The following is a 17,345-nucleotide window of genomic DNA, read 5'->3' as shown; positions in this document are numbered from 1 at the left end:
AGGTGCGCAGACTGCTGATGATCGGCGGTGCCGTATTCGTCGTGGCCTTGATCCTGCACGTACCGGCCGGCCCGGCGTTCGCCTGGGCGGGGTTGAACAAGCAGGTCGCCATGCAAGGTGTGGCGGGCACCATCTGGTCGGGCTCCGCCAGCGCAGCGAGCGTCACGGTGGCCGGCAGCGGGAATGCTGGCCCCAAGGGCGTGTATCTCGGGCGCCTGCGTTGGCGCTTCCAGCCGCTGTCCTTGTTTCTCGGACGCTTGGAGTACCTGGTGGAGGCTGACGGGCCCACGATCGCCGGGCTTCGCGGTCGCATCAGTCCCGCCAGCGGCGGCGGCGTGCGACTGGTCAGCACCCGTGGACGCGCGCGCATCGACGCCGTCGCGCCCCTGCTCTCCGTGCCCATGTTGGGCGGCTTGAGCGGCACCGTCGACTTCGAGCTCGAGCACGTGGTGTTGAACGCCAGCGAAGGCGCCGGGTGGCCCGAACGGGCGGACGGACGCCTACAGCTGCGCACGGTCAGCGTGCCCCTGCTGGGCAGCGACTCCCTCGGCGACTTCGATCTCTCCTTCCGTACGGAGCCCGCCACCGGCGACGTGCAGGTGGAGTACGCCGACACCCAGAGCGGACCGCTCGCCCTGCAAGGCACGGCGACCCTGCGCGCCGATGGCAGCCTCGACCGCGAGTGCGAGTCACGGGCCCGCGCTGGCGCCAGCACCTCGCTGGCGCAGGCCGCGCCCCTGATCTGCAGCAACGACTTCTTCTAGTCTGCCGACTCGTCGTCGCTGTTCTGTGCGGTGGGTGCGATCTCGCGCCACTCCCCGAGCATGGGGAAGTAGACGCCCGCGCGGTGTTCCCGTTCGGTCTCCAGCATCTCGGCCAAACGCATCGCGAGCTGCAGCTCTCGCCCCACGTTGCGGGCCTCCGCCTGGAGAAACTGCTCCACGCCCCCGCCCTGGTGCTCGGAGGTGCGCAACTCGACCAGCCAGCGCACGTCACCTACGAGGAAGCTAAGGTCGACGCGCGCGCTGACCGCCCGCCCCTCGAGCCATCCCGATAGGCCCCAACCGGCCTGAACCTGCGAGCCTTGTTCGCCGAGGGCCCAGCGCCCCTGGGTGTCCTCCAAGGTGGCCCGGATCGCCGTCAAGGCCCGTCGGGCAGCGTCCAGCAACGGATCCGCGCGCAGGCCTGCCCGATGCAACGCGTCGACGACGCGTCGATTGAGTGCGGCGGCCTCGTCGGCGGGCGCGGGCAAAGGTCCGCGCTGGGCGGCCATCCGCGCCAGCACCCAGTGCACGACTCGCCCCACGTGGCGTGCCACCTCCCCGGCACCTTCACGCGGCAGGAGCACGGATTCCTCGGCCAGGGACGGCCGCGGCACGCGCACCACCTCGGGCACGGGCATGCGCTTCAAAGACCAGTCCGACGGCAAGCGATGGAGGGTTTGCGCGAGCGCAGTCAGCGGCTCCTCCGCGATCTGGCCCGTCGCGGTCGTTGGCACGGTCCACAGAGCCGTCGCGCGCAAGCCCGGCTCCAGTAGGGCGAGCAGCGATCCGGGTGCGGGCCGCGCTTCCTCTTGCCCATCTTCGTTGCCGCCAGGGCTGCTGTTGTTGGGCGGACGCAGCTCCCCGGACAGGTGCAGTGCCTCGCGGGCGCGGGTGAGCGCGACGTAGGCGAGGCGCAGGGCCTCGTCCCTATCGAGCTGGCGTTCGCGGCCACGCAGGTAATCCCCAATGGGATCGCTCGCGCGCCGCGTGCCGATCGGCCCCACGAGCAACCGGCTCCCCTCCCCCGCGTTCGGATCGATCTCGTGCAACGCCACCTCGCCCACCTCGAGCAAGGCGCGAGGGGCGACACGCGGCGTAGCGCCCAACCCCGGAATGACCACCACATCGAACTCCAAGCCCTTGGACTTGTGCATGGTCATGACCTGCAGGCGACCATCCGCTCGCGGGTCGGGCTCGGCGTAGAGTGCCGCCAGGCCGCGTTCGAGGGGAGCTAGGTCGCGCAAGCGCCCGGTGCGGTCCACCTGATCGAGGAGATCGAAGTAGCGGTGCACGTTCGCCAGGGCCTGCTCACTGCGTAGGGTCGCCGCACCTCCCATGGCTGTCCACGCCCCCTCCACGGAATCGCGCAGGCTCGCGCTCCCGCGTTGGCGCCACGCGTCGGCGAGCACGCCTTTCACGCGCGATAGGCGCCGCCGCCCGTCTTCGCTCAGCCGTGCGCGGCCGCGCTGGTCGATCACGCAATCCCAGACAGTGCGCCCGCGATCCTCGAGCACGAGGGCGTGCAGGTCGTGCAGCGACATGCCACACCAGGGGGCGCGCAACACGGTCAACCAAGCGGCGCGGTCGCCGAGGTGCCACAGGGCTCGGGTCAAGGCGTGCACGTCGCGGACTTCGAGCGTGTCGCGCAGGGGCTCGATCTCCACCCCCACGTAGCGCAGGCGCGCGGCACGCAAAGCGGGTAGGACGTGGGCCAGGTGATCGCGGGCTCTCACCAGCACGGCCACCGTGCTAGCGGGCTCATCGAGTGCCGCACGGACTCGCTCTACGACCCACTTGGCTTCCGCCTCACGCGAGTGCTCCCCTTGCAGCGCCAGGGTGACATGCGCACCAACTGCACCTTCGCGAACGGGTTCGCTCGCTTCGAAGCGCACCCGCCCTACCTCGCCATCGGCTGCCCCTGCGCTCTCGACGGCGGTCATCGCCTCGTTGACCCAGCGCACCAGCGCAGCGTTCGAGCGGAAGTTGCGTCGCAGTTGCAGGGAGGGCAACGCCAGTTCGCCGACACCATGGCGCTGCACCTGAGCGAACAACTGCACCTGCGCGTCGCGAAAGCGGTAGATGGACTGCATCGGGTCGCCGACCACGAAGAGCGTCCGCTCCCCATCCCCACTCGCCCAGGCGTTGGTGAGTCCTCGCAGCAAGGCCAGCTGAGGATGGGAGGTGTCCTGGAACTCGTCCACGAGGATGTGGCGGACCTGTTCGTCGAGGTCGAGTGCGGTGGCGCTGGCGAGGGTAGCGGCGTCTTCGTTCGATGCTTCCCAATCGAGGGCCCTCAGGGCGGCGTGGGAGACCTCGGTGAAGTCGACCTCACCCCGTTCGCCGAAGACGATCTTAAGGTGAGCCACGGCCCGGGGCAGCAGCTGCATCAACGCATCGACCAGCTGCCATTGACTGTCGCCGTAGGCGGGAGCCGGCAGGCGAGCCAGACCGTGAAGGTGCGTCAGAAACGCCTGATGCGGCCCCAACGCTTGCAGCAGCTCGCGCATGCGCTCGCGTTGCGCGGTCGCGCGGTGATCGCCCGTGCGCGGCGCGGGGAAGCCGATGCGCTGGCTCACTTGGGCGCGTAGATCGCCCTGGCGCGTGAGCAGCAACTCACGCACGCCGCGCCAGATCGCGAGCGACTGGCTGAGGTCCTCGCCAGGCGCAAGGCTCTGCAGGTCGGCGCAGGCGGTGATCGGCGAGTCGCTGCCCGACGCGGTCAACGCCGCCCCAGCGGCGATCGCCAGCGCCTGCAGTTCTTGAGCCTGGGCGCTGGGCACCAACCGATGCAGGCGTTGCAGGTAGGCGCCGCAAACCGCCTGCAGACCGTCCTCGAGGAGCTCTCGCCACGCCACGCGCGCCAGCCCCGCGACGCCGCCTACCACATGCCGTAGCCATCGATCGCGCACAGATAGCATGTGGGCGACCAGCACAATCGCGCGCTCCTGATCGCCGTCGAGGTGCTCCAGCAAGCGTTGCTCCGGCGCCATCTCGCCGTCCGCCGGATCGCGCCCCGCCCAGCGCTCGAACAGCGCGCGGGCCGCCTCGCCGTAGAGCACGTCGGGCCGTTCGCTGATCGCATCGATGCCCACCAAGCGCGCGCTCAGGGGGTGGCGGCTGGCGATGTGCATGCACAGGGCGTCGATGGTCTGGATACGAAGGCGGGCCGGCGTGAGCGTCAAGCGCCAGCCGCACGCGCGATCGCGCAGGACCACGGCGTTCGCGAGATCCCAGGTCCTGCGCGCGTGGGGCTGCGTGGGCGGTGCCGTGTGTTCGGCACGCTGCAGGGCGCCGATCACCCGCTCGCGCATCTCCGCTGCCGCTTTCACGGTGAAGGTGATGGCCAGCACTTGCTCCGGCTGCTCACAGCGGGCCAGCAAGGCCAGGTAGCGCTGGATCAGCAACTCCGTCTTGCCGGATCCGGCCGGTGCGCGAACCACCCAGGAGCGCTCGGGGTCGATCGCCTGCGCGCGTGCGTGTTGGTCGGCCGCTAGCGCCTGCTGCCCGCTGACGTCGCTCATGAAGGAACCAATCCCTCGGGGCCATCGAGGACAGGTGCTAAGTCGCCCCCGGGCTCTGCTGTGGCCGTGCGCGGAATCTGGCAGAGGCTCGCCAGCTCACAGAATTGGCAGGTAGCGGGGCCCCTCGAGGGCGCCACCCGCGCATCGCCGCGCGCGAACTCGCTGGCCAAGGCGGAAAGCGTCGATCGCCACTGGGACAGCTGCTCGCTCCACGGGTCGCCCGCGCTTGCGGTGATCGCCGTCGCGGGGGACTCCAGCCCTACCAGCAGCTCCGCGTCCGCTCCCATCCCGACGAACCGTTGCCCCCCTGGTGCCAGCACGGCGAACGCGACCGCGTCCGGCGCGGGTTCGAGGGCTAAGGCGTAGAGCGGGAGTTGCGGCGCATCGGGTCGCGTACCCTCCCAGCGGCGGCGCGATACGGCTTGCCCGGACTTGTAGTCGAGCACGATGCGCTTGCCAGCACCCAACTCATCCACTCGATCGATACGCAGGGACAAGCGTAGGCCACCGAGCACCAGCGCATGGGTCTGCTCGATACCGACCACGCGAAACGGCTGGCGCTCGCCCTCCTGCCGCAGCCACTGGGCCAGTGTGGCGGTCACCACCCGGCGCTCCACCTCTGCGAGGGCCGGCGGCAGCTTGGCGTAGCCGCGACGATCCAACGCACTGCGCTCGAGGGCCAGCGCCTCCGAGAGCGTCGACTCCAGCGCACCCTGCTGGCGCAGCAACCGCGCCAATCCCTCGCTGTCTTCGAGAATCGCCCAGACCGCTGCCAGCGTTTCGTGCAGCAACACGCCTCTACGCAATGCCCCGCGTTGCCCCGGATCGGGAAGCGCACCGGCGGCCAAGCGTGAGCTGGCGAAGGCCTTGAAGGGACACTCCGCCTGCATCGCGATCACGCTCGCGCCGCCGCGGGCCTGTGGCTCCAGCCCCGGCAGGGTGGCAGCGTCTTCGGCCGCTGCAGGCGACCCGCCCAGCGGCGGACCGCTCTCATCGATGAAGGACTCGAGCTCCGCGGGGGGCACCGGCAGACGCGGACTGCGGCGCAGGGCGCCGTGGACCATCTCCGGCGCTGGCGCCAAGGCGTGCATCATCGGACTCGGGGCCCGTACCTGCTCACCGAGGCGGGCTGCGCTCGAGACGACCACCTGTGCCGCACCTCGCAGGGCGTGGCGCAGGGTGCGTTGCGCTTGCTGGCGCTGACCGCTGGCGCTCGCCTGGGGAAGCCCCAGGTGCCGCGCCAAGGCGACCCCGAGCAAGGGCTGCGGCCGCGGCGGCGGTGGCCAGCTGAGCGCGTCCAGGGAGGGGATCCACAGGGCGTCGACGTCGATCGCGAGGGCGCTGCCCAAGGACGCCACCAGCACGGGCGTATCGCCCTGCTCCGGTTGGAACGGCGCCGCCTGCAGCAAGCGCTGAAGGCGCATCAAGGCTTGCTCCGCCGTCAGCGCCGGTATCAGGTGGGCCACCTCGGCCAGTCGACTGAGCGCGGTATTGAACTCATCCGCCGCCTGTTGCTGGATCAAGGACTCGAAGCGCCCCGGCCAACCGAAGGCCTGCAGTAAGCTTCGGAAGTGCTCGACCCACCCATCGACGTTCAAGGTGCGCGCACAAGCAAGCGCCGCACCGGCCTGGGTCAAGGCCTGTTCCAGCCCCGTGGGACGGCGCCCACGGCGACCGTACTGGCGCAGCAGCGAGGGCAACTCGCGCACCTCCACCTGCCGCCAGCCGTGCTCGCGTAGCCAAACATCGAACAGGGCTCGCGCCGCCGACTCCTGCTGGCCACCGTCCACGGAGGGTTCGTGGAGGAGCGAAGAGAATTCATCGGCAGCGAGCCGCTCGCGTACCAGTTGGAGCACGGCCAGGGCGGAGCGCACGAGCGGTTGATCGGCCAGGGGCCCCTGCTGGGCGAAGCTCCACGGTCGCGGCAGGGTACTCATGCCCGGCAGCAGGGAGACGGGCACCAGCGCATCGTCCAGGGCCCGTGCGATGCGCCGCCCCGCCGGGCTTTCGGGCAGGATCCGCTGCGGCGGCGCGATCAGAATGGCGCCGCCGGCGTGGCGCCGCAGGGCATCGCGCACCCAATCGCCCAGGGCCGAGAATTGGGTCGCGTCGTCGGCGAAGCGCAGATGGCGAAGGCCCTCCCCGGTGATGGGACGGCGCCGCGGCCGGCACGCGCGAATACGCAGACCCTGCGTCGCCAGGCGGCGCAGGAGTGATCGCTCGGCGGGACGCAAGGCGTCGAAGCCGAACATCATGATGCTCTGGCCTTCTAGGGATACGCGGCTCACCGCCTGACGCAGGGCGCGCCCGGCCTGCGCACGATCCACCCAGCGTTGCTCCGCCAGCACCGCTTCGTAGCGTTGCGCCCAGCGTTGCAAGGCCGCCGGTTCTGGGCCGAAGCTCGCCCCGTCGCTGAGGAGCAGATCGCGGGCCTCCCACGCATCCACCGTCTCCCAGGCGTCGACGGCGAGGCGCGAGAGCCGAGTGGCCTGACCCGCATCGTCATCGGGCCCGATTACCTGCTCCCAGATGAGTTCTTCGCGGTAGCGATCGATGAACTCCCCGGGATAGCCGAGGGCGCCATCCCACAGGAGATACTCCTGCAGGCGCGCGAGCCATCCGCCCCAGCTCACCACGTCGGGTGTCGTCCACACGGCGGCCGAACGCGCCGACGACGCGCCGAGCGACTCGTGACGTTCTCCCTGTTGGGCGCGCCAACGGGCATAACGTGCACGCAGGTGTCGTGCCGCCGTGGCGTTGGGCACCACGACGGTGACGCCCTGGTGAATTGCGTTGATCAGCCGCGGGTCCATCGCGCTGTCGTCCTCAAGCCTGGCGTGCGCCCTCCCTGGCGCCGCGCCTCAGTCCGTCGCTCGCCGTCGCAATACCAACATCGCGAGCGGCGGAAGGTTCAACCGAAGCACGCCGGACACCGGCTCGCCATCGTCGGCAGTGGACGACGGCGCCTCGTTCGTTGGCGAGGTGTCCTTCTGCAACGGTTTAGCGTGGACGACCGCCGGCGCATCGGATGCTGCCCCCTGCGCGGCCCCCCCGAAGGCGGCCGCGTCGCTGTCCAGCACGATCTCGTACTCTCCGCTGACCGGCACGGTGAGCGCGTAGTCGGTGCGCTTGACCGGGGTGAAGTTGAAGGCGAAGACGAGCATGGACGCTTCGGGGAACCGTTCGGCATCCGCCTCGCGCACGAACGCGTACACGCTGTGCGCGTGATCGTCGACCACCAGCCATCGGAAGCCCTTCGGGTCTGCGTCCAAGGACCAGCAGGCCGGCTGCGCGCGGTAGAAGTGGTTTAGCGTCCGAACGTAATCCAGCAAGGTCCGATGACCCGGTTCCTCGAGCAGGTGCCAATCGAGGCTCCGTGCCTCGGACCATTCCCGTTCCTGGCCGAACTCACTGCCCATGAAGAGCAGTTGCTTGCCCGGATGGGCGAGTTGCCAGCCGAGATACAGGCGCACCTGCGCGAGGCGCCAGAAGGCATCGCCCTGCATCTTCGAGACCAGGGAGCCCTTGCCGTGGACGAATTCGTCATGGGACAGGGCCAGCAGGTAGTTCTCGCTGTACGCGTACACCATGGAGAAGGTGATCAGGTTGGCGTTCGCGGAGCGATGCACGGGATCGAGCGCCATGTAGCGCAAGGTGTCGTTCATCCAGCCCATGTTCCACTTGAAGCGAAAGCCGAGGCCGCCCCCATCCACCCCGTGGGTGACGCCGGCGAAGGCCGTGGACTCCTCGGCGATCATCAACGCATCTGGACGATAGCGGGACACCGTCTCGTTCAGCTCCTTAAGGAACTCGATGGCTTCGAGGTTCTCCCGGCCGCCGTGCTTGTTGCGGATCCACTGCCCTTCCTCGCGGTTGTAATCGAGGTAGAGCATGGAGGCGACGGCGTCGACGCGCAGGCCATCCACATGGTAGCGATCCAACCAAAAGAGCGCGTTAGCCACCAGGAAGTTGCGCACCTGGGGGCTGCCGTAGTCGAACACCTTGGTGCCCCACTCGCGGTGCTCGCCCACGCGCGGGTCTGCGTACTCGTAGAGGCTGGTGCCGTCGAAGCGGGCCAGGCCGTGGGCGTCACGGGGAAAGTGGGCCGGCACCCAATCGAGAATCACGCCGATGCCCGCGCGATGGCAGGCGTCGACGAAGGCCATGAAATCGTGAGGTGAGCCGTGGCGCGCGGTAGGCGCGTAGTAGCCCACCACCTGATAGCCCCAGGACGCGTCCAGCGGATGCTCCGCGACGCCCATGAGCTCGATGTGCGTGTAGCCGAGATCCGCGACGTAAGGGATGAGTTCCTGGGCCAACTCGTGCCAGGAGAACAGGCGCTCCTCGTCGTCGTCCTGCGAGATGCGCTTCCAGGACCCTGGATGGACCTCGTAGATGTTCATGGCCTCGGCCCAAGGCTGCTCGGCACGCGCCTGCACCCACCCGGCATCGCCCCAGGTGTAGCCATCGAGGTCGCTGACGATCGACGCGTTAGCAGGACGCAGCTCCATGGCGAACCCCATGGGGTCGCACTTCATCTGCTGCTCGCCGTCGGCGCCCGTCACCGCGTACTTGTAGAGATCGCCCGATGCGACGCCGGCGATCCAGAGCTCGTGCACACCCGCATTCTCTAGCCGCGCCATGACGTGCTCGGCGGGGTTCCAGCCGTTGAAGTTCCCGACCACGGCGACATGACGTGCATGGGGCGCCCAGACCGCGAAGTACGTGCCCTCGACGCCGTCGCGCGCCTGCGGCCGAGCACCGAGCTTCTCGTAGAGCTCGTAGTGCTGCCCGATGCCGAACAGGTAGCTGTCGAAGTCGCTGAGTCCTACCGGCATCGCATCGCCCCGCAGCCTTGGTCGTGGTCCCGGCGACAGCATGCCATCGCCGGGCCTTCCTGTCCTACAGCCAGCGCATCAGCCCCATCTCGAAGCGGTGCGTCAACAACGGGTGCCACGGGAAGAGGCGGATGCGGTAGCACTGAAGGCCCGCCAGCGGCGGGCGGTAGTCCAGGCGGTAGGTGACTACGCCCCCGGTGCCCCCGCCCGCGGCTTCGAACTCCTGGCTCGCCTGCACCTGCAGCTCACCGTTGGCATCCTCCACCCCAGTCACGCATTCGATCACGATGTCCGAGGCGTCCAGCTCGCCGAGGGCGAGCGACACCTGTAGCGGCAAGGTCTCCCCCTGACCGATGGCGCTCGGCTGCGCCGACTCCATCATCGCGCTGACCTGAGGCCACGCCCGCTCGATGCGCGAGCGCCACTCCGCCAGTCGCCGCGCCCAGAGAAAGTGCTCGCCGTCGAGGCGGCGTCGCTGCGCCGCGGCGGGACCGTAGAATCCTCGTAGGTAGTCTTCGAGCATGCGCTGGGCGTTGAAGCGCGGCAGGATGCTGGCCTGGGACGCCTTCGTCACCGCTACCCAATCGTCCGAATAGCCGTGCTCTTCACGTTTGAAGTAGAGCGGGATGATCCTGTGCTCGAGCAAATCGAGCATCTCCTGGCTCTCGATCGCATCGCGCGTATGGGGATCGTCGTCGGGCCCGTGGGCCGCCACCGCGAAACCGTTCTCGCCGTTGTAGCCCTCGCCCCACCAGCCATCGAGAATGCTCAGGTTGACGGCGCCGTTCATGGCCGCCTTCTGGCCCGAGGTGCCACTGGCTTCCATCGGGTACTCGGGGGTGTTCAGCCACACATCCACCCCGGGGTAGAGCGTGCGCGCTAGCGATAGATCGTAGTTCTCGAGCAGCAACAGGCGACCCAGAAACTCCGGTCGTTTGGAGATCGCGTGGACCTGCCGAATGAGATCCTGCCCCGGCATGTCCGAGGGATGGGCCTTGCCCGCGAACACCAGGATCACGGGCCGCTCCTCGTCGTTCAGCAGCCGCGCCAGGCGATCGAGATCGCGCAGCAGGAGGGTCGCACGCTTGTAGGTCGCAAAGCGGCGGGCGAACCCGAGCACGAGCACGTCGCGGTCCGCGGGGCGCAGCTGTGCCGTCAAGCGAGCGATCTGCGGCTCGCTGGCGCCGTGGCGCTTGGCCTGCACCGTCACCCGATGGGCCATGTCCTCCAGCAAGCGCGCCTTGAGCGACTGGGTGATACTCCAGAAGCTGTGGTTGGGAATCTTCGCGGGCACTTCCGACCAGTACTCGGCGTTGCTCAGCTCGTTACGCCATCCGCCGCCGAGCATCACATCGAAGTGCGCGCTCCAATCCTCCGCCAGGAAGGTGGGCAGGTGCACCCCGTTGGTCACGTAGCCGATCGGATTTTCCTCCGGCGGCACTTCGGGCCAGATGTACTGCTCCATCTCGGAGACCACACCGCCATGGATGCGGCTCACACCGTTGCGAAAGCGCGACCCGCGCAGGCCAAGGGCCGTCATATTGAAGCTATTGGGATGATTAGGTGCTTGACCGAGGGCCAACAGCTCGGGGAGCTGCAGGCCGAGTGCCTGCGCGAAGGGCTCGAAGTACTCCGCCATCATCGCGTGGTCGAAGACATCGTGGCCGGCAGGCACCGGCGTGTGCGTGGTGAACACCGTCGCCGCCGCCACGGACTCGATGGCCGTGTCGAAGGCCAGCCCCTCGCCCATCACCCGCTCGCGGCAACGCTCCAGGATCTGGAAGGCCGCGTGGCCCTCGTTGATGTGCCAGACCGTGGGCGCGAGGCCCAACGCCCGCATCGCGCGGACACCGCCGATGCCGAGCACGATCTCCTGCTGAATCCGAGTGGTGCGGTCACCGCCGTAAAGCTGATAGGAGATGCGTCGATCTTGTTCGCTGTTCTCCTCCACATCCGTGTCCAGCAGGTACAGGCTAATGTGACCGCAGCGAGCACGCCAGATGCGCAGGGCGATCTCTCGGCCCGGCAGGCTTACGCTGGTGCGCAGCTCCCGGCCGTCGTCGCCTCGGCAGATCTCGAGGGGCACGTCGGCGTAGTCAGTGGGCCGGTAGCGCGCCACCTGGTTGCCGTGCGCATCGATCTCCTGCGAGAAGAAACCGAGGCGATAGAGCATACCGATGGCTACGAAGGGCACGCCCATGTCGCTCGCCGCCTTACAATGATCGCCAGCGAGCACTCCGAGCCCTCCCGAGTAGAGGGGGAAGCTCTCGTGGATGCCGTATTCGAAGCACGAGTAGGCGATCAGATCGTGTTCCGGGTCGAGGACCTCGGTGACCTGCGGTGCGCGAGCCGACTCGCGGTAGCTGTCGTAGGCCGACAGGACACGCGTGTACTCACGCATGTAGACCCGGTCAGCCGCCGCCTCCTCGAGGCGGGCCTGAGCCACCCGGCGCAGGAACACCCTTGGCGTGTGGCCGCAGTCGTTCCACAGCTGCGGGTCCAGGCGGGCGTAGAGGGCGCGCACGGAGGGGTCCCAACTGTAGTAGAGATCGTTGGCCAGCTCGTCCAAACGGGCGAGTGAATCCGGTAGCTGAGGGCGAACCTCGAGGTAGTAACTGGTGCCTGGCATGGGGTCCTCGAATCAGGGCGATCGGCGCGACGGGCGGTTTTCGCTCGTAGCGCGATTTGGGCGCTGCAAAGATACTCGCAGCCGCCCCCGAATGACAGCGAATACGCCGTTCTTCATGTGCTTCCTCGGCACGCTCGCGAGCGGACGACACAAGGGATGAGCACGATGCACGAGCACGATGGATTCATGATCTACGGCGCCTACGGTTACACCGGCGAGCTGATCGCCCGGCGCTGTGCCGCGCGTGGCCTACGGCCGGTGCTCTGCGGGCGCGACGCGACGCGCTTAGGCGCCCTCGCCGACGCCTTGGGCCTTCCCGCGCGCCCCTGCGCCCTGGAGGATCCCCGCCTGGCGGAGGCCTTGCACGACATCCAGCTGGTGCTGCATTGCGCTGGACCGTTCTCGAGCACGGCCCAACCGATGCTGGCGGCGACGCTCTCGGCGGGCGCCCACTACCTGGACATCACCGGCGAGGTGGCCGTCTTCGAACTGGCGCAGGGGCTGGACGCCCGTGCCCGCGAGGGCGGTGTGGTGGTGTGCCCGGGCGTCGGCTTCGACGTCGTGCCTACCGACTGCGTCGCGATGACCCTCGCCGCCGCGATGCCCAGCGCCACCCACCTGTCCCTCGCCTTCGACTCGCGTTCCAGCCTGAGCCCCGGCACCACGCGCACCTCCATCGAAGGGGTGGCGGCCGGCGGGCGCGCCCGCGTCGACGGCAAACTCGTGCGCGAACCCCTGGCCCACCGAACCCGCCAGATCGACTTCGGCACCGGTGAAAAGCTCACCATGGCGATCACCTGGGGCGATCTGGTCACCGCCTCGCACAGCACCGCCATCCCGAACATCGACGTCTACGTGCCGATCTCCCCCGGCGCCCTCAAGCGCCTGCGACAGCTACGCCCGCTCGGTCCTCTCCTGCACCTGCCGGGCGCCCTCTGGCTGGCCAAGGAACTGGCCGGCCGCCAGGCCCGCGGACCGGACGCTGACGCCCGAGCGACCCACGCGACGACGTTGTGGGGTGAGGTGGTGGACGAGCGCACCGGCGAATGCAAGGTGGCGCGCCTGACCACCGCCAACGGCTACGAGGTCACGGTCGAGGCGGCGTTAGCGATCGCGCGTCACGTACTCGAGGGCAACTGCGCCGGCGGCTACCACACCCCGGGCCAACTCATGGGCGCCGACTTTGTGAGTTCCCTGCCCGGATCGAGCGCGATCGCCGTGAGCGACGGCTAGGCGATATTGAGCCAGGCGCGATAGGCGGCGTAGCGCTCGGCTTCCTCGTCGGGCGATAGCCCGAAGCCCTTGAGGGAATAGCGATGGCGACCGTGGCGACCCTGGGGATTCGCGGCGAGATAGGCTTCCATGCGCGCCCGGGCTTCGACGCTCAGTGCCAGGCCGGCATGCGCGTAGAGATCCTCGACGACGCGCAGGGGTTCGGCCAGCAACCGGGTGTAGTGCAGATCGAGGATGCGCTTGTCGAGCTGCTCGTCCGCCGCGCGCTGGGCCATCGTGCGCGCCAGCGCTCGCCCCCAACGCGTACTCCAGTCGTGGGCCACCTCGCGGGCATCCACCCGTTGGCTGAAGGCCTTGCGCAGGATCACACCGTGGCTGCTGATCGAGGCGACCACCTCCAGCGGATCGCGGTGGGTCTGCGCCAGCACCGCGTCGGGATACACCGCCAGCAAGGCGTCCAGGGCGAAGAGGTGCCCCGGGGCCTTCAACACCCAGGGCCGGGGCGCGAAGTCCGCCGTGCCCGAGAGTTCGCGATCCTCGGCCTGCAGATGCTGCAGGAAGCGCCGGTGGAAGGCGTAGGCGGGCGTCTGATCGCTGCTCTCCAGCCAGTCCTGGTAGCCCGGCACCCGGTGGGTGGTGTGGAATTCGATGCTCTGCAGCGCGTAGGCGGTGATCGCGATGCACTCCTGCGGCAGGGTGGCGCTCACCTCGTGCACGGTCCGAAAGGCCGGTGCCAGGCGGTGTACCCACTGCAGGCGCTTGGCCACGGCCGCCCGTCGGGCCCCGCGCGAGAGCGCGCCGGGCTGGGGGGTCGGCATCATCACCTCGAAGGTCCAGGGCACGCGCACGCCGGGGTCCTGGGCGATGAGGTTGTGCAGCAAGGTGGTGCCCGTGCGCGGCAGCCCGAAGACGAAGATCGGGCGCTCGATTGGCTCCGCCGCGCCATTCTGCTGCTGATGCCAACGTCGGCTCAGGCGTAGACGTCCGGTGAGGAGCTCCAGCAGGTGCTCGCGCATCGCGGTCCGGCCGGTCTGGCTGGCATGGGATTCGGCGAGGAAAGCGTCGGTCAGATGCCGTAGCGGGTCGCTCGCCGGCGGGAATCCGAAGTCGTAGCAACCCACGGCCCGCCGCCGCGCGCCCTGGCGCAGGGATTCCGAGGAAAAGTCCGCATCGCCACGCAAGCCCAGCGCGGCCGCCGCGCTGCCCAGGCTGTTGTACGCACTGACGTACCAGGGAGCCCGATCGGAGTGGGCCGACTCACTCATTTACCAAGGTCCCCTTCACACCGGTAAAGCACCCGAGTCCGTAGCCTCGGGAGGAGCCGTCGGACCTGGCGAGGGCGCACCTTACCTCGCCCGAATAACTACGGCAATCAGCGTGTTGCATCGTAGTGCGGTGCACCGATAAGGCGTCGGTCACTTGTGGTGCACAGCAGCAAGTCGGCATGGCATTGGGTGGGGCGAGTGTGGTACTTTCGCGGCCGCACAACGTGTTTACGCCCCCGCCACGCGCGTCCTTTCGCGCCCGACCGAACCGAGCGAGCATCCTTCGTACATGTCCAGTGGTACCGAGACCGGTCAACTCAGGAGCACCTCCACCGCCGGAGCCACTTCGGCTACCACCGCCCCCTCCTCTTCCTCCTCGGCCCCCACGGCGCGATCGACGCAACAGCACGAGGCGTATCAGGTCCAGGTATTGCCGGAGGTGTCTCGCACCTTCGCCCTGACCATCCCCCAGCTGCCCGGCAATCTGCGCACGGTAGTGACCAATGCGTACCTCCTGTGCCGCATCGCGGACACGATCGAAGACGATGGCGGGCTCAGCGTCGCCACCAAGCACGAACTCCACGAGCAGTTCATCGAGGTCATCGCGGGCACGCGCAGCGCGCGCACCTTCAGCGACGAGGTGGTGCCGATGGTCAGCAAGGACATGCTGCCCGCGGAGATCGAGCTGATCGCCAACACGGATCGCGTGGTGGCCGTCACCCACAGCTTTAATGCCTCTCAACGCGCCGCCCTCGAGCGCTGCGTCACCATCATGTGTGAGGGGATGCCGCGGTTCCAGAACCATAAGAGCCTGCGCGGTCTCAAAGATCTCGAAGAGCTCAACGAGTACTGCTACTACGTTGCCGGCGTGGTCGGCGAGATGCTAACGGAACTGTTCATCGACTACTCGCCGGCGATCGCCGAGCGCGGCGATGACAAGCGGCGCCAGGCCATTTGCTTCGGCCAGGGCTTGCAGATGACGAACATCCTCAAGGACGTGTGGGAAGACCGTCGCACGGACACCTGCTGGCTTCCCCGAGACGTCTTCGAGGCCCTGGGCTTCGACCTGGCAGACCTCACCCCGGGTAAGCACGTAGCCGCCTTCGGTGAGGGCATGCGCCAGCTCATCGGGGTGGCTCACGGACACCTTCGCCGGGCCCTCGAATACACCTTGCTCATTCCCACCAGCGAGCGCGGCCTACGCCGCTTCTGCCTGTGGGCGATCGGCCTCGCGGTATTCACCCTGCGCAAGGTCAACAGCAACCCGTCGTTCAACACGGGGCAGGAAGTGAAGGTCTCGCGCAACACCGTGCGCGCGACCGTGCTCGTCGGCTCGCTCGCCGCCGGCAGCAACGGCACCGTACGCTTTCTCTTCGATCGGATCGCTCAGGGCCTACCGCTTGCGCCGATGGGTGAGCCGCTCACGGCGCCCGCGAGCGCCACCGCGTAGGTCGCTGTGGCCGGTCGCGACGGCCCGGCGCGCGCCGCGGTCGCGGCCGCCGGACAGGGCTCCCACGCGGATCCATCTCCCCTTGTGCTGCTCTGCGCTCTACCGCGGGAGGCCTACGCGCTCAGTGGCGTGCACCTGGCGATCGGCGCCAGCCGCCCGCTCGGTGATCATGCGCAGCTGCGCGTCAGCGGTCCCGGCCCGCTAGCGGCACGGGATGCCGTCGCCGCCCTCGCCGCCCGGATAGACCCATCGGCGACCTTGCTTGGGATAGGAGTGGCCGGTGCCCTCGCACCTGAATTGGCGGCCGGCGATGTGATCCTCGGCACCGCACTCGTCGACGATCAACCCTCCTCACCCGCCGCTCCGGCTTCGCTCCCCTCGCGGGTAGGTGATCGCCTGCGACGAGAGGGCTTGCGCGTGAGAGCCGGGACCATCGTCAGCACGGCGAAGGTGGTCGACAGCGCCGAGGCAAAGGACGATCTTCGCCAGCGCTTTCCGAACGCTTGCGCCGTGGACATGGAGAGCGCCGCCTACGCCCGGGAGGCGCAGCGCCACGGCATTGCCTTCGCCACCCTGCGGGTGATCATCGACGAAGCGCACATGGGCATCCCGCCTGCCGCGACCGAGAGCCTCAGGCCCGACGGCGAGACTCACCTGCCGACACTCCTGTATTCACTGCTTCGTCGCCCGAGCCAACTGCCCTCACTCCTGCGCCTAGGCCAGGCGTGGCGACGCGCCCAGGCGAGCCTACAGGTGTGCGGCCGGGGCCTCTCCCAGCCGGACACCCAAGCGCCATGACGGACCCGTTCTCACCCGACAACGCCCTCGGCCGAGGACTCTCACGGGGCACCTCGTTGATCCAACGTAGTGCCTGGGTCTGGGTGCTCCTCGCCCTCGGCCTGAGCGCTGCCGCCGGTTGGTTCACCGTGAACAACATCGGCATCAACACCGACACCACCGACATGATCTCCGCAGACCTGGATTGGCGCGGCGACTTCATCGAGTTCCGCGAGGCCTTCCCGATCCTGTGGCGCTCCCTCGTCGTGGTGATCGACGGCGACAGTGCCGACCTTGCCGAGCAGGCCCGGGTCAAGCTGCTGGAGGAGATCAGCGCGCGCGACGACCTCTTCATCATCGGCGAAGGTGAGAGCAGCGAAGCCTACTTCGCGCGCCAGGGGCTGCTCTACCAAGACACGCAGCAGCTCCAGGTGCTCGGCGACCGACTGTCGCAGATTCAACCGTTCTTGGGCCGCCTGTCGCGCGACCCCACCCTGCGCGGCTTCGCCGAGATGTTCACCTTGCTCGGACGCGCGGCGGAACAAGGGAGCGACCTGGACGCCCAACCCTTGCTTCGGGAACTCACGCGCGCCCTGGAGGCGGCGAACGACGGTCGCTTCCACCGCTTTCCATGGCTCGAACTGATGGATGCGGATGGCGAGGTGGACGCCCGCGAGCGGCGTCGGGTGATCTTGCTCGAACCCCGCCTCGACAGCGCCCTGGTGGCCCCGGCCCGCCCGGCGATCGAGTTCATCTACGCCCGCGCCGAGGCGCTCGATCTCGACCGCGCCCACGGCGTGAGCGTACGCCTGACGGGCCCCGTAGCGCTCGAGTACGAGGAGCTGCGCAGCGTCAGCAAAGGGGCGGC

General features: G+C 68.6%; 10 protein-coding genes. 5 read left to right on the top strand and 5 right to left on the bottom strand.

Annotation, left to right across the window (positions count from 1 at the left end; all coding sequences use genetic code 11):
• The first annotated feature begins 2 nt into the window (after positions 1-2).
• The gene (gene gspN / locus AAF184_15315) at positions 3-764 is read left to right on the top strand and encodes a type II secretion system protein N (GenBank protein ID MEO0423705.1); all 762 of its coding nucleotides are present in this window, start codon (positions 3-5) and stop codon (positions 762-764) included.
• On the opposite strand, the gene AAF184_15310 is transcribed toward gspN, so the two are convergent.
• From AAF184_15310 to glgP, 4 genes are all read right to left on the bottom strand, one after another.
• Complete coding sequence (locus AAF184_15310) at positions 761-4,285, bottom strand: UvrD-helicase domain-containing protein (protein MEO0423704.1); 3,525 nt, start codon at positions 4,283-4,285, stop codon at positions 761-763. The two genes, gspN and AAF184_15310, sit on opposite strands and share 4 nt — an antisense overlap.
• Positions 4,282-7,098, bottom strand: coding sequence for a PD-(D/E)XK nuclease family protein (locus AAF184_15305; protein ID MEO0423703.1), 2,817 nt, complete (start codon positions 7,096-7,098; stop codon positions 4,282-4,284). The genes AAF184_15310 and AAF184_15305 overlap by 4 nt, the downstream gene beginning before the upstream one ends.
• 48 nt (positions 7,099-7,146) lie before the next feature.
• The gene (gene glgB / locus AAF184_15300; protein ID MEO0423702.1) at positions 7,147-9,123 is read right to left on the bottom strand and encodes a 1,4-alpha-glucan branching protein GlgB; all 1,977 of its coding nucleotides are present in this window, start codon (positions 9,121-9,123) and stop codon (positions 7,147-7,149) included.
• A 64-nt stretch (positions 9,124-9,187) separates the two neighbouring features.
• Positions 9,188-11,752 (bottom strand): alpha-glucan family phosphorylase, encoded by a 2,565-nt coding sequence (glgP, locus tag AAF184_15295; protein MEO0423701.1) that lies wholly within the window; start codon positions 11,750-11,752, stop codon positions 9,188-9,190.
• 156 nt (positions 11,753-11,908) lie between these two features.
• On the opposite strand from glgP, the gene AAF184_15290 reads away from it, so the two are divergent.
• Entirely contained in the window at positions 11,909-12,985 is a 1,077-nt protein-coding gene (locus tag AAF184_15290; GenBank protein MEO0423700.1) for a saccharopine dehydrogenase NADP-binding domain-containing protein, read from the top strand.
• Here AAF184_15290 and AAF184_15285 read toward each other — a convergent pair.
• The gene (locus AAF184_15285; protein ID MEO0423699.1) at positions 12,982-14,250 is read right to left on the bottom strand and encodes a sulfotransferase; all 1,269 of its coding nucleotides are present in this window, start codon (positions 14,248-14,250) and stop codon (positions 12,982-12,984) included. The genes AAF184_15290 and AAF184_15285 overlap by 4 nt on opposite strands.
• 439 nt (positions 14,251-14,689) lie before the next feature.
• On the opposite strand from AAF184_15285, the gene AAF184_15280 reads away from it, so the two are divergent.
• The 3 genes from AAF184_15280 to AAF184_15270 all read left to right on the top strand — a co-directional run.
• Positions 14,690-15,700: a phytoene/squalene synthase family protein gene (locus tag AAF184_15280; GenBank protein MEO0423698.1), complete on the top strand. Its 1,011-nt coding sequence runs from the start codon at positions 14,690-14,692 to the stop codon at positions 15,698-15,700.
• A gap of 84 nt (positions 15,701-15,784) precedes the next feature.
• Entirely contained in the window at positions 15,785-16,498 is a 714-nt protein-coding gene (locus AAF184_15275; GenBank protein ID MEO0423697.1) for a hypothetical protein, read from the top strand.
• Positions 16,495-17,345, top strand: an 851-nt coding sequence (locus tag AAF184_15270; GenBank protein MEO0423696.1) for a hypothetical protein, incomplete at its 3' end; no start/stop codon positions are given. The genes AAF184_15275 and AAF184_15270, both read left to right, overlap by 4 nt.

The sequence above is a fragment of the Pseudomonadota bacterium genome (assembly GCA_039815145.1).
GTDB lineage: Bacteria > Pseudomonadota > Gammaproteobacteria > Steroidobacterales > JBCBZW01 > JBCBZW01.
Note: the sequence above shows the minus strand (reverse complement) of the source record. Positions and strands in the feature narration are given on the sequence as shown.